Here is a 13,103-nt window from a genome sequence, read left to right on the forward strand (position 1 = left end):
GAGGGTGCCTGTGACGCAGGCGTTCGGGCGCGCAGGGGATGAGGTGCGGGGACAGCCCGGACACCTTCAACGTATGACACCCCGTGTCACCCCGCAAGGCACTGAGTGCCAGAAACTGCTCTCAAATGAAATCTTTACCCGACAGATGAGCGATGATCGATCGAACAGGACTCAAGGGGGCGCCGAAAAGGGACACGGGCATGCAAAAACGGCCACCCGACGGGTGGCCGTTGTCACAGCGGACGAAGCAGGTTCAGCGCTCCTTGAGCGCCTGCTCGATGGTGCGCATCACCTCGTGCAGCGGCGCGTCGGTCCGCGCGACGGTCACCAGTACCTCGCCCTGCACGGAGGCCGCCGAGGCGGCCGGCCGCGCGGCGGAGGCCGTGCCGCGACCGGCACCGATGCCCGTGCCGAACGTCTTGCGGACGATCGCGAAGGCGTGGTCGAGCTGGGTCTCCACGTCCCCCTGCCCGCCCGCCCGCAGCCAGCGCCGCAGCACGTGGTTGTGGGCGGTGACCACGGCGGACGCGGCGACCTCGGCCAGCAGCGGGTCGTCGTTGGCGTCGTCGTCGTGCGCGTGCTCGTCGAAGTGGCCGAGCAGATAGCGGGTGAACAGGCGCTCGTAGCGGGCCACCGACGCGATCTCGGCCTCGCGCAGGGTGGGCACCTCACGCGTCAGCTTGTAGCGGGCGACCGAGATCTCCGGCCGGGCCGCGTACATCTTCATGACTTCCTTGATGCCCCGGCACACCGTGTCGAGCGGGTGCTCGTGCGCGGGCGCCGCGTTGAGCACCGCCTCGGCGCGGACCAGGGTGTCGTCGTGGTCCGGGAAGATCGCCTCTTCCTTGGAGCGGAAGTGGCGGAAGAAGGTGCGGCGGGCGACCCCGGCCTGCGCCGCGATCTCGTCGACGGTGGTCGCCTCGTACCCCTTGGTCGCGAACAGCTCCATCGCCGCCGCCGCCAGCTCCCGGCGCATTTTGAGCCGCTGGGCGGCGGCTCGGCTGCCGGCCGCGCTCTCCGGCGCGTCGGGCGTGGCTGGTGTACGTGAGGACTTGGCGGGCTGGGACATGCCATGAACGTACTGCATGAGTCCGCAATCATGCGCGTGACCGGGGATTCCCCCGCCCGGGGAGGGCCGGGGGGACCCGCCCGGGGAGGGCGGGGGAGACCCGCCCGGGCCGAGCAGTCCGCCCCAGTCCTCCCCGGACCGGAACCGGTCGCCGGGGCCGAAGTCAGCGGCGGGCATATTCGCGGAAGCCGCGGCCCGTCTTGCGGCCGAGGCAGCCCGCGGCCACCAGGTGCTCCAGCAGGGGCGCCGGGGCCAGCCCGGGGTCGCGGAACTCGCGGTGCAGGACCTTCTCGATGGCGAGCGAGACGTCCAGCCCGACCACGTCCAGCAGCTCGAACGGGCCCATCGGGTAGCCACCGCCCAGCTTCATCGCCGCGTCGATGTCGTCGAGCGTCGCGTAGTGCTCCTGGACCATCTTCACGGCGTTGTTGAGGTACGGGAACAGCAGCGCGTTCACGATGAACCCGGCCCGGTCGCCGCAGTCCACGGCGTGCTTGCGGATCGTCGCGCAAACCTGGCGGGCGGTGGCGTGCACGTCGTCCGCCGTCAGAACGGTGCGGACCACCTCGACCAGCTTCATGGCCGGCGCGGGGTTGAAGAAGTGCATGCCGATCACGTCCTGCGGACGCGAGGTGGCGCGGGCGCAGGCGACCACGGGCAGCGAGGAGGTGGTGGTGGCCAGCACCGCGCCCGGCTTGCAGACCTTGTCCAGCGTGGCGAACAGCTGCCGCTTGACCTCCAGGTCCTCGGCGACCGCCTCCAGCGCCAGGTCGACGTCGGCGAAGTCGTCGTACGTACCCGTCGGTGTGATCCGTTCCAGCGTCTGCGCGGCGGCCTCGGCGGTCAGCCGGCCCTTGTCGACGCCGCGGGCCAGGGACTTGCCGATCCGGGCCTTGGCCGAACGCGCCTTCTCCGGGCTGCGGGCGGCGAGCACGACCTCGTAGCCGGCCTTCGCGAACACCTCGGCGATGCCGGACGCCATGGTGCCCGAGCCCGCGACGCCCACCGCGCGGACGGGCCGGCCGGACACTGGACCGTCCTCCGTGCTCGGGGTCAGCGCGTCCGGCACGACGGCCGCGCTGCCCGGCGCCTCGTAGGTGTAGAAGCCGCGCCCGGCCTTGCGGCCCGTCAGGCCCGCCTCGCTGAGCTGCCCCAGGATCGGCGCCGGGGCGTGCAGACGGTCGTGGGAGGCGGCGTACATGGCCTCCAGGACCGTGCGCGCGGTGTCCACGCCGATCAGGTCCAGCAGGGCCAGCGGGCCCATCGGCAGTCCGCAGCCGAGCCGCATCGCGGCGTCGATGTCCTCGCGGGAGGCGTAGTTCGCCTCGTACATCGCCGCGGCCTGGTTGAGGTACCCGAACAACAGGCCGTCGGCGACGAATCCGGGCCGGTCGCCGACCGCGACGGGCTCCTTGCCGAGGTCCAGGGCGAGGTTGGTGACCGCCGTGACGGCGCCCGGCGCGGTCAGTACCGAGGAGACGACCTCGACCAGCTTCATCGCCGGGGCCGGGTTGAAGAAGTGCAGGCCCAGCACCCGCTCCGGGCGGGCCGAGTCGGCGGCCAGCCGCGTCACGGACAGCGCGTTGGTGCCGGTCGCCAGGATCGTCCCGGGACGCACGATCCCGTCCAGGTCCCGGAACACCTGCTGCTTGATCTCGTACGACTCCGGGGTCACCTCGATCACCAGGTCGGCGTCGGCGGCCGCCCGCAGGTCGGTGGAGGTGCGGACCCGGGCGAGGGCGTCGGCCCGCTCCCGCTCGGTGAGGCGTCCGCGCTCGACGGCGCGGGCGGTGGAGGACTCCAGCGCGGTAACGGCCGTCGCGGCCTGCGCCTCGCTGATGTCGATGCCGACGACGTCACGGCCGGCCCGGGCCAGGACCTCGGCGATGCCGGTGCCCATGGTGCCGAGGCCGACGACGGCGATGGTCCGGAGCGGGGACAGAGGGGTGTCGGACAGGGGAGTGGCCATCGCGGGACTCCAGGAATGAGGGTGACGACGGGAACACGCCCGGACACGCCGAGGGGCGCACCGGGTGCGTGCGGAAGGAAGTGCGGGTGGTGCCGGGCTGACGGGCGCACACGCCCGGTGCCGTCGCGGAGGGCGTGCACACGCCGTCCGGCGGTGGTTTCCGACCGGCCCTGTCCCGAGGCCGAGTCGTACTGCGGTACCCGGACACCCGGATACCGAACCGACTGCTCTCACGGTGGCTGCGTCACCAAGCCACCGGGAGGAGGTGCGGCGAGTGGGTAACTCGCTCGTCTGAGATTAACTCGCGGGTAACGAGCGCGCCAGCCCCCGGTGTTCGTGATGTACGTCCCGCGCGCCCTGTGACGCCCCTAACCTCGGTGTCATGGACGAAGAGTTGCGAGCGCTCACGGAGCGCTTACGGGCCGAGTCCGGCAACGTGCCGGGTGCGCCGGGGGCGTACGACCGTCTCGTGGCGACCGGGGACCCGGAGGAGCTGGCCGCGGTGCTCACCGAGCCCGGACACCCGCTCTGGGCACGGGAACTGGCCGCGTTCCGGCTGGGCGTGGCGGGGGACCGGCGGGCCTTCGAGTCCCTCGTGCTGCTGCTGAACCACCGCGACCCACCCCGCTGTGCCTCCGCCGCCCACGCCCTCGCCCGGCTCGGCGACCCCCGCACCGCCCGCGCCGCCGCCGCCCTCGCCACCAACGAACTGCGGGTCGCCTACGCCCTGCACCCGGTGCGGCTGCTGGTCCAACTGCGGGCCCCCGAGTCCGTGCCCGCCCTCATCACCACGCTGGAGCGACGGCTGCGCCCGCAGGACCCGTACCGTCGCGTGGCGCTCGCCTGCGTCGAGGGCCTCGGCACCCTCGGCGACGACCGGGCAGGCCCCGTCCTGAACGACGCGCTCGCCCACCCGGCGCTGGCCGAGGCGGCGGTGCGGGCGCTGGCGCGCATTCCGGGGCAGCGGTGAGCCGTCCCGTCGGCCGGTCGGTGTCCCTCGACGCGTGGCGCGACGACGGTGACCGTGTCCACAGTGCCCGGCGCGAGAGCCGGCCTCTCCGCCCGATGGTTGGTGGCCGAGTCCCGCGCATGCCCTCAGAGGAAGGAGAGCTGGACCGGCTCGGCCGGCGTGGGCTCGGCCTCGGGTTCCGCCCGCGTGATCCGCCGCGGCGTCCCCGCGCGCGTGGGTCCGATGCCGTACTCCCGGGCCAGGTCGTGCACCTGGCGCGTGACTCGGCGCTGGTACCACTTCGGGGCGTACGCGCCCTCCGCGTACAGCCGCTCGTACCGGCGTACCAGGTGCGGGTGGTGCTGTCCGAGCCAGGCCATGAACCACTCCCGGGCGCCCGGCCGCAGGTGCAGCACCAGGGGCGTCACCGACGTGGCGCCGGCGGCGGCGATCGCCCTTACCGTCGCGCGCAGGTGGGTCGGCTCGTCGCTCAGGAACGGGATGACCGGTGCCATCAGGACCCCGCAGCCGATGCCGTGCTCGCCGAGGGTCCGTACGACCTCCAGGCGGCGTTCCGGCGCGGGCGTCCCCGGCTCCACGGTGCGCCACAGCTCGGGGTCGGTGAAGCCGACCGAGACCGAGATCCCCACGTCCGTCACCCGTGCCGCCCGCGTCAGCAGGTCCAGGTCGCGCAGGACCAGCGTGCCCTTGGTCAGGATCGAGAAGGGGTTCGCCCGCTCGGTGAGGGCCGTGATGATGCCCGGCATCAGCCGGTAGCGGCCCTCGGCGCGCTGGTAGCAGTCGACGTTGGTGCCCATCGCCACGTGCTCGCCCTGCCAGCGGCGCGACGCCAGCTGGCGTCGCAGCAGCTCGGGCGCGTTCACCTTGACGACGATCTGGGAGTCGAAGCCGAGTCCCGTGTCCAGGTCCAGATAGCCGTGCGTCTTGCGCGCGAAGCAGTACACGCAGGCGTGCGTGCAGCCCCGGTAGGGGTTCACCGTCCATTCGAACGGCATGCGCGAGGCGCCCGGCACGCGGTTGAGGATCGAGCGGGCCCGCACCTCGTGGAAGGTGATGCCGCGGAACTCGGGTGTGTCGAACGTGCGGGTGGTGACCGCGTCCGCGCCGAAAAGCGCGGGGCCGGCGGCCCGGGCGTGGTCGGAGTCCGTGAGGTTCTCCCAGCGCATGGCGCCTCCTCGGTAGTGCTGCGCCACACAATAGAACACATGTTCCCTTGATCGTGCGGACGCGTCGCGCAGAGCCGCTTCGCGCCCCCCGATTTGGTGGCCGGGCGGTGGGGTGGTTGGCTTGCCCCGACCCCGAGAACCAGGCCCTGGAGGAACCCGATGGCGCAGGTCGAGGCGGAGACGGAGCGGATCGTCGCGGCGGACGCGGAGACGGTGTTCGACACCCTCGCCGACTACAGCGGTACCCGCGCGAAGCTGCTGCCCGAGCACTTCAGCGAGTACGAGGTCCGCGAGGGCGGCGACGGCGAGGGCACCCTCGTGCACTGGAAGCTCCAGGCCACCAGCAAGCGCATCCGCGACTGCCTGCTGGAGGTCACCGAGCCGACCGACGGCGAGCTCGTCGAGAAGGACCGCAACTCCTCCATGGTCACCACCTGGCGGGTCACCCCTGCCGGGGAGGGCAGGTCCCGGGTGGTCGTCGCCACCACCTGGCAGGGCGCCGGCGGCATCGGCGGCTTCTTCGAGAAGACCTTCGCGCCCAAGGGGCTCGCCCGGATCTACGACGCGATGCTCGCCAAGCTCGCCGCCGAGGTCGAGAAGTAGCCAAAGGGCAAGCCGTGTACGGTCGTTGAGCGGCCGTTGGCGGCCTCACCGGTTCGAGTGATCCCCGCGGGACACCGTTGCGTGCCGTAACTTTTCGCACTTGTTCGCAGTTGTCGCATCTGGCGGCAATTGTGAGCAGGTGTGACGAGGGGAGCGGCACGTGGGCGGGATCACTCTGGTGCAGGAGGAACCGGCCGCGGCACCCCCCGAGCCCCCCGCTCCCGGGCCGGAGCGGGACGCCGGGCTGAGCCCGCGCCGGGTCCGGCTGGTCTTCGTCGGGCTGATGCTGGCCCTGCTGCTCGCCGCCCTGGAGCAGATGATCGTCGCCACGGCGCTGCCGAAGATCGTGGGCGAGCTGCACGGCCTGGACAAGATGTCCTGGACGATCACCGCCTACCTGCTCACCTCCACCGTCGGCCTGCCGATCTACGGCAAGCTCGGCGACCTCTTCGGCCGCAAGGGCGTCTTCCAGTTCGCCATCCTGGTCTTCGTCGTCGGCTCGGCGCTCGCCGGCCGGGCCCAGACCATGGACCAGCTGATCGCCTTCCGCGCCGTGCAGGGCGTCGGTGCGGGCGGCCTGATGATCGGCGTGCAGGCGATCATCGCGGACATCGTGCCGCCCCGCGAGCGCGGCCGCTTCATGGGCCTGATCGGCGCCGCCTTCGGGCTCGCCTCGGTCGCCGGCCCCCTGCTGGGCGGCTACTTCACCGACCACCTCTCCTGGCGCTGGTGCTTCTACGTCAACGTGCCCTTCGGCCTGGTCACCATGGCCGTCGTCGCCGTCGTCCTGAAACTCCCCAAACCGCGGGCCAAGGCCCGCCTCGACATCCTCGGCGCGCTGCTGCTCGCCGCCGCCTCCACCTGCCTGGTGCTGCTGACCAGCTGGGGCGGCACGGAGTACGAGTGGGGCTCCGAGGTCATCCTCGGCCTCGCCGCCGGAGCGGCCGGGGCGGCCTTCCTCTTCCTGGTCGCCGAGCACTTCGCGCCCGAACCGCTGATCCCGCTGCGGCTGTTCCGGGACTCCGTCTTCAACGTCACCGGCCTGGTCGGCCTCGTCATCGGTGTCGCCCTGTTCGGCGCCGCCAGCTATCTGCCGACCTTCCTGCAGATGGTCGACGGCGCCACCGCCACCGAGTCCGGTCTGCTGATGCTGCCGATGATGGGCGGCATCGTCGGCGCCTCGATCGTCTCCGGGCAACTCATCAGCCGTACCGGGCACTACCGGTCCCACCCGATCGTCGGCAGCGCCCTGTCCATCGTCGGCATGTGGCTCCTGTCCCGGCTCGACGCCGACACACCCCGCCTGGACTACAGCATCTGGATGGCCGTCCTCGGCGCCGGAATCGGCATGGTGATGCCGGTCCTGGTCCTCGCCGTGCAGAACTCCGTGCGCCCCGCCGACCTCGGCACCGCCACCAGCGCCAACAACTACTTCCGGCAGATCGGCGGCAGCGTCGGCGCGGCCGTCTTCGGCACCCTCTTCGCCGACCGGCTCACCGACGCCCTGACCGACCGGCTCCCCGCCGAGGCGGGCGCCGGACTGCCCGACGCCGAGGCCGTCACCCCGGAACTCGTCCACTCCCTGCCCCCGGCGCTGCGCGAGGCCTACATCGGGGCGTACGCCGACGCCATGCCGCGGATCTTCCTCTACCTGGTACCGGTACTCGTCCTCGGGCTGCTCATCGCCTGCTTCCTCAAGGAGAAACCCCTGGTGTCCCACAACGCCCCCGTCACCGAGCCGGAGACCGCACAGCACGTCGCCCCCGTCCCGCAGGCCCGATCGCCGTACGCCGCCGGCATCCCCGTCTGCGGCACGGTGCAGCACCCCGACGGCACCGTCGTGCCCCGCGCGGCGCTCACCCTCATCAACGTCGGCGGACAGCAGCTCGGCCGGGGCGCCAGCGGCGACGACGGCCGCTACGCGCTGGCCACGCCCGGCTCGGGGTCCTACGTCCTGATCGCCGCGGCCGGCGGCCACCAGCCGCAGGCGGTCTCCGTGACCGTCGGCGAACGTCCGGTGGAACTGGACGTGGTCCTCGGCGGCGCCGGGCGGCTCGCCGGCAGCGTGCTCACCGCGGACGGCAGCCCCGTGCGCGACGCGATCGTCACGCTCACCAACGTCCACGGCGAGGTCGTCGCCACCACCCGCAGCGGCCGGGAGGGCGGTTACGTCATCACCGAGCTGGTGGCCGGCGAGTACACCCTCGCCGGCAGCGCCCCCGCCTTCCGCCCGGCCGCGCTCCCCGTCAGTGTCCAGGCCGCCCGGGAGACCCGTCAGGACATCGAGCTGGCCGGCGGCGCCGTGCTGCGCGGCACCGTGCGGGCCGGCGGGGGACGGGCCGTGGAGGACGCGCGCGTGACGCTGCTCGACGCGGCCGGCAACGTGGTGGACACGCTGACCACCGGGCCGGACGGTACCTTCCGGTTCGTCGACCTGTCGTCCGGCGAGTACACCGTCATCGCCGCCGGCTACCCGCCCGTCGCGACCGTGCTCCGGATGGCCGGCGGCGGCCGCACGGAACGCGACCTCCAGCTCGGGCACGAGGACTGAGACCGGACGCCGGCGCGCGAGAGTGCGCCGGCGTGTTCGCGCGCCACCCATTCCCCCGTTTCCGCACACGGTCACCCGGCACGCCGGCCGCGAACCCGTCCTGGTGCCCCGCATCGGCGAGGAGACGGGCCATGCCATCGCCTCGCAGTTCGAGAAGCGGGACATCCGGCCGCTCATCACGGGCCGCTCGATGCTGCTGGTGCAGGCCTCACCGTCCTGGCGAGCGGTGAACTCCCGCTGTTCACCACGGAGTGCGCACCGGACGGCACACGGATCGAACTGCCGTCGACGTGGGTGGTGGCGGGGCGGCGCGAGTGACGGGCGCGCCCGGCGGTGGGCGAGTTCGGCGCGTGCTGTCCCGGGGCAGCCGTCGGGCCCTTCCCGAGCCTGCGGCAGGAGCGCCCGGGATCCTGCCGCAGGCTCCGCGTCCGAGGTGCGCGCACTCGCCCGGCACGCCGGCCGGGCGGGGCCGGCGCCGAGCGGCCGCCGCTCCCACGACCGGCCGATTCCGTGGAAAGGACCGGTCGTACGTCGTACGAGGTGACTTCAGTGGTCCGGACCACCGATAGTTGTCCACAGCTCTGGCCGGGGCGGCCGGGCAGCGCGTACGGTTTCGAGGCATGAAGATCCTCATCAGCGCCGACATGGAAGGCGCCACCGGTGTCACCTGGCCGGCCGACGTGCTGCCGGGGACGCCGCAGTGGGAGCGGTGCCGGTCGATGTTCACCTCGGACGTGAACGCCGCCGTGCTCGGTTTCCTCGACGGCGGTGCCGACGAGGTGCTCGTCAACGAGGCGCACTGGACCATGCGCAACCTGCTCCTGGAGCAGCTCGACGAGCGGACGCAGATGCTCACCGGCCGGCACAAGGCGCTGTCCATGGTGGAGGGCGTCCAGCACGGGGACGTGGACGGCATCGCGTTCATCGGGTACCACGCGGGCGCCGGCATGGAGGGCGTCCTCGCGCACACCTACCTCGCCAACCAGATCACCGGCGTGTGGCTGAACGACGTACGCGCCAGCGAGGGGCTGCTCAACGCGCACGTCGTCGCCGAGTACGGGGTGCCGGTGGTGCTGGTCACCGGGGACGACGTGGCGTGCGAGGACGCGCTGGGGTACGCGCCGGAGGCGCTGAAGGTCGCGGTCAAGGACCATGTGTCGCGGTACGCGGCCGTGTGCCGTACACCGGCCAGGACCGCCGCGGACATCCGGGCGGCGGCCAAGGAGGCGGCGGCGCTCGCGGTGCGGCACGAGCCGGTGAGCGGCGGGCCCTTCACGGTCGCCGTGGAGTTCGACGCCGAGCACCTGGCGGCGGCCTCGACCGTCGTGCCGGGCGTGGCCCGCGTCGGGGAGCGGAAGGTGGCGTACACCCACGACACCATGTTCGAGGCGATCCGTACCTTCAAGGCGGTCACCACGATCGCCTCGGCCGCGGTGGAGGAGCAGTATGGCTGAGCGTCCCGACGGCGTGGACGCGGGGGCGCTGGACGAGGTCGTGCGGTTCACCTCCGAGCTGATCCGGATCGACACGACGAACCGGGGCGGCGGCGACTGCCGGGAGCGGCCCGCCGCCGAGTACGCCGCCGCGCGGCTCGCCGAGGCGGGGATCGAGCCCACGCTGCTGGAGCGGACCGAGGGCCGCACCAACGTCGTCGCCCGTATCGAGGGCACCGACCCGTCGGCGGATGCGCTGCTCCTGCACGGCCATCTGGACGTGGTGCCCGCCGAGGCCGCCGACTGGAGCGTGCACCCGTTCTCCGGGGAGATCCGCGACGGGGTCGTCTGGGGGCGCGGTGCCGTCGACATGAAGAACATGGACGCGATGATCCTGGCCGTCGTGCGCGACTGGGCCCGGCAGGGGGTACGCCCCCGGCGCGACGTCGTCATCGCGTTCACCGCGGACGAGGAGGCCAGCGCCGAGGACGGCTCCGGCTTCCTCGCCGACCGGCACGCCGCGCTGTTCGAGGGCTGCACCGAGGGCGTCAGCGAGTCCGGGGCGTTCACCTTCCACGACGGTGCCGGCCGGCAGTTCTACCCGATCGCCGCCGGTGAGCGCGGCACGGGCTGGCTCAAACTCACCGCGCGGGGGCGGGCCGGGCACGGGTCCAAGGTGAACCGGGAGAACGCGGTCACCCGGCTCGCCGCGGCGATCACCCGCATCGGCGACCACGAGTGGCCGCTGCGCCTGACCCCGACCGTGCGCTCCGCCCTCACCGAACTCGCCGCCGTCTACGGCATCGAGACCGACCTGCGTGACGTCGACGCGCTGCTGGACAAGCTCGGGCCCGCCGCCGGGCTGGTCGAGGCCACGGTACGCAACAGCAGCAACCCGACGATGCTGGACGCCGGTTACAAGGTCAACGTCATCCCCGGGCAGGCCGTCGCCTACGTCGACGGGCGCTTCCTGCACGGCTCGGAGGACGAGTTCCGCAGCACCCTCGACCGGCTCACCGGGCCGGACGTGGACTGGGAGTTCGCCCACCGCGAGGTCGCCCTCCAGGCGCCGGTGGACTCGCCGACGTACGCCCGGATGCGCGCCGCCGTCGAGGAGTTCGCCCCGGAGGGGCACGTGGTGCCGTACTGCATGTCCGGCGGCACGGACGCCAAGCAGTTCTCACGCCTCGGCATCACCGGCTACGGCTTCGCGCCGCTGAAGCTGCCCGAGGGCTTCGACTACCAGGCCCTCTTCCACGGTGTCGACGAACGCGTCCCGGTCGAGGCCCTGCACTTCGGCGTCCGTGTCCTCGACCGTTTCCTGCGCACGGCGTAGCGCCTGCCCGACGAGGACCTGGAGGAGAAGTGGGCGAGTCAGTGCGGACCCTGGCGTACGGATCGTGGCCCTCGCCGGTCGACGCGGCCCTCGCCGCCGCGCACGACGGACGGCCCGACGACGTGGGACTCGTCGGCGACGAGGTGTGGTGGACCGCGCCCCGGCCCGCCGAGGGCGGGCGGCGCACCCTGGTGCGGCGACTCCCCGACGGCACCGAGGAGCCGGTGCTGCCCGCGCCGTGGAACGTCCGCAGCCGCGTCATCGAGTACGGCGGCCGGCCCTGGGCCGCACTCACGACGGAGACCGGACCGCTGGTGGTCTTCGTGCACTTCGCCGACCAGCGGCTGTACGCCTACCGGCCGGGCGGCGCCGAGCCGCGTCCGCTCACGCCCGTCTCACCGGTGGGCGGCGGCCTGCGGTGGGCCGAGCCGGACGTGCGTGCCGAGCGCGGCGAGGTCTGGTGCGTCCTGGAGGAGTTCACCGGCGACGGGCCCGGCGACGTGCGCCGGGTCCTCGCGGCGGTGCCGCTGGACGGCTCGGCTGCCGACGACCGGGACGCGGTCCGCGAACTCACCGGCGACCGGCACCGCTTCGTCACCGGAGCCCGCCTCTCGCCCGACGGGCGGCGCGCGGCCTGGCTCGCCTGGGACCACCCGCGCATGCCCTGGGACGGCACCGAGCTGATCGTCGCGGAGGTCGGCCCGGAGGGCACCTTCCGAAACGCGCGGACGATCGCCGGCGGGCCCGAGGAGTCGATCGCCCAGACGGACTGGGCTCCGGACGGCGCCCTGCTGTACGCCTCCGACCGCACCGGCTGGTGGAACCTCTACCGCGACGGACAGCCGCTGTGCACCCGCGAGGAGGAGTTCGGCGGGCCGCTGTGGAAGCTCGGGCAGCGCTGGTTCGCGCCGCTGGACCGCGGGCTGATCGCCGTCGTGCACGGCCGGGGAGCCACCGCCCTCGGCATACTCGACCCCGAGACCGGCGAGGTCGTCGACGCGGCGGGCCCCTGGACCGAGTTCGCGGCCACGCTCGCCGCCGACGGCGAGCGGGTCGTGGCCGTCGGTGCGAGCCCGCGCAGTGCCTACGAGGTGGTCGAGCTGGACACCCGTACCGGCCGGGCCCGGGTCGTCGGCGCTCCGCACGAGGACGCCGTGGACCCGGCGTACTACCCCGAACCGCGGATCCGCACCTTCGCCGGACCCGCCGGGCGGGAGATCCACGCCCACCTCTATCCGCCGCACAACCCCGCCTGCCTCGCACCGGACGGCGAGCTGCCGCCGTACGTCATCTGGGCGCACGGAGGGCCCACCAGCCGGTCGCCCCTCGTCCTCGACCTGGAGATCGCCTACTTCACCTCGCGCGGCATCGGCGTCGCGGAGGTCAACTACGGCGGCTCGACCGGGCACGGCCGGGAGTACCGCAACCGGCTGCGCGAGCAGTGGGGCGTCGTCGACGTGGAGGACTGCGCGGCCGTCGCCCTCGCCCTCGCCGAGGAGGGCCTCGCCGACCGGGAACGGCTCGCCGTGCGGGGCGGCAGCGCCGGCGGCTGGACGGCCGCCGCCTCGCTGACCGCGACCGACGTCTACGCCTGCGGTACGGTCATCTACCCCGTCCTCGACCTGACCGGCTGGGGCGCGGGCGAGACCCACGACTTCGAGTCCCGGTACCTGGAGAGCCTCATCGGCCCGTACGCCGAGGTGCCCGCCCGGTACGTCGAGCGGTCGCCCGCCGAGCACGCCGACCGGATCACCGCACCGTTCCTGCTGCTCCAGGGCCTGGACGACGTGATCTGCCCGCCCGTGCAGTGCGAGCGGTTCCTCGCCCGCATGGAGGGCCGGGGGGTGCCGCACGCCTACCTCACCTTCGAGGGCGAGGGGCACGGATTCCGCCGGGCGGAGACCATGGTGCGTGCCCTGGAGGCCGAACTCTCCCTCTACGCGCAGGTCTTCGGCCTGGACCCGCGCGGCGTCCCGGCCCTGGAGCTGACCGGATGAGGGAGGGGA

General features: G+C 73.0%; 9 protein-coding genes and 1 pseudogene. 7 read left to right on the top strand and 3 right to left on the bottom strand.

Annotated elements, in window-relative coordinates; genetic code table 11:
* Positions 1 to 253 precede the first annotated feature (253 nt).
* Both ACP4IX_RS08100 and ACP4IX_RS08105 read right to left on the bottom strand, forming a co-directional pair.
* Positions 254 to 1,069 (bottom strand): TetR family transcriptional regulator, encoded by an 816-nt coding sequence (locus ACP4IX_RS08100; protein ID WP_426555117.1) that lies wholly within the window; start codon positions 1,067 to 1,069, stop codon positions 254 to 256.
* A 163-nt stretch (positions 1,070 to 1,232) separates the two neighbouring features.
* Complete coding sequence (locus ACP4IX_RS08105) at positions 1,233 to 3,038, bottom strand: 3-hydroxyacyl-CoA dehydrogenase family protein (protein WP_426555118.1); 1,806 nt, start codon at positions 3,036 to 3,038, stop codon at positions 1,233 to 1,235.
* A gap of 382 nt (positions 3,039 to 3,420) precedes the next feature.
* Between ACP4IX_RS08105 and ACP4IX_RS08110 the strand changes: the two genes are divergently transcribed.
* Positions 3,421 to 4,008: an adenylosuccinate lyase gene (locus ACP4IX_RS08110; protein WP_426555119.1), complete on the top strand. Its 588-nt coding sequence runs from the start codon at positions 3,421 to 3,423 to the stop codon at positions 4,006 to 4,008.
* 125 nt (positions 4,009 to 4,133) lie between these two features.
* On the opposite strand, the gene ACP4IX_RS08115 is transcribed toward ACP4IX_RS08110, so the two are convergent.
* On the bottom strand, positions 4,134 to 5,174 hold the full coding sequence (locus ACP4IX_RS08115) for an Rv2578c family radical SAM protein (RefSeq protein WP_426555120.1): 1,041 nt from the start codon (positions 5,172 to 5,174) through the stop codon (positions 4,134 to 4,136).
* Between the two features lie 159 nt (positions 5,175 to 5,333).
* On the opposite strand from ACP4IX_RS08115, the gene ACP4IX_RS08120 reads away from it, so the two are divergent.
* From ACP4IX_RS08120 to ACP4IX_RS08145, 6 genes and pseudogenes are all read left to right on the top strand, one after another.
* Positions 5,334 to 5,777, top strand: a complete 444-nt coding sequence (locus tag ACP4IX_RS08120) for an SRPBCC family protein (RefSeq protein ID WP_426517748.1) — start codon at positions 5,334 to 5,336, stop codon at positions 5,775 to 5,777.
* Positions 5,778 to 5,937: 160 nt separating this feature from the next.
* Positions 5,938 to 8,328 (top strand): MFS transporter, encoded by a 2,391-nt coding sequence (locus tag ACP4IX_RS08125; RefSeq protein ID WP_426555121.1) that lies wholly within the window; start codon positions 5,938 to 5,940, stop codon positions 8,326 to 8,328.
* A gap of 201 nt (positions 8,329 to 8,529) precedes the next feature.
* Positions 8,530 to 8,646: pseudogene (locus ACP4IX_RS08130) on the top strand (SAM-dependent methyltransferase); the annotation flags it as partial.
* A gap of 302 nt (positions 8,647 to 8,948) precedes the next feature.
* On the top strand, positions 8,949 to 9,782 hold the full coding sequence (locus tag ACP4IX_RS08135; protein ID WP_398131337.1) for a M55 family metallopeptidase: 834 nt from the start codon (positions 8,949 to 8,951) through the stop codon (positions 9,780 to 9,782).
* The gene (locus tag ACP4IX_RS08140) at positions 9,775 to 11,097 is read left to right on the top strand and encodes a M20/M25/M40 family metallo-hydrolase (protein ID WP_426555122.1); all 1,323 of its coding nucleotides are present in this window, start codon (positions 9,775 to 9,777) and stop codon (positions 11,095 to 11,097) included. Before ACP4IX_RS08135 ends, ACP4IX_RS08140 begins: the two co-directional genes overlap by 8 nt.
* Before the next feature lie 29 nt (positions 11,098 to 11,126).
* Complete coding sequence (locus ACP4IX_RS08145; RefSeq protein WP_426555123.1) at positions 11,127 to 13,094, top strand: prolyl oligopeptidase family serine peptidase; 1,968 nt, start codon at positions 11,127 to 11,129, stop codon at positions 13,092 to 13,094.
* Positions 13,095 to 13,103: the final 9 nt, after the last annotated feature.

The organism is Streptomyces sp. WG5, assembly GCF_049974565.1.
Lineage (GTDB): Bacteria > Actinomycetota > Actinomycetes > Streptomycetales > Streptomycetaceae > Streptomyces.

Coding starts and splice junctions, on each gene's coding strand:
- ACP4IX_RS08135 (WP_398131337.1), top strand. CDS start 8,949: ATGAAGATCCTCATCAGCGCCGACATGGAAGGCGCCACCGGTGTCACC.
- ACP4IX_RS08100 (WP_426555117.1), bottom strand. CDS start 1,069: ATGTCCCAGCCCGCCAAGTCCTCACGTACACCAGCCACGCCCGACGCG.
- ACP4IX_RS08105 (WP_426555118.1), bottom strand. CDS start 3,038: ATGGCCACTCCCCTGTCCGACACCCCTCTGTCCCCGCTCCGGACCATC.
- ACP4IX_RS08110 (WP_426555119.1), top strand. CDS start 3,421: ATGGACGAAGAGTTGCGAGCGCTCACGGAGCGCTTACGGGCCGAGTCC.
- ACP4IX_RS08115 (WP_426555120.1), bottom strand. CDS start 5,174: ATGCGCTGGGAGAACCTCACGGACTCCGACCACGCCCGGGCCGCCGGC.
- ACP4IX_RS08140 (WP_426555122.1), top strand. CDS start 9,775: ATGGCTGAGCGTCCCGACGGCGTGGACGCGGGGGCGCTGGACGAGGTC.
- ACP4IX_RS08120 (WP_426517748.1), top strand. CDS start 5,334: ATGGCGCAGGTCGAGGCGGAGACGGAGCGGATCGTCGCGGCGGACGCG.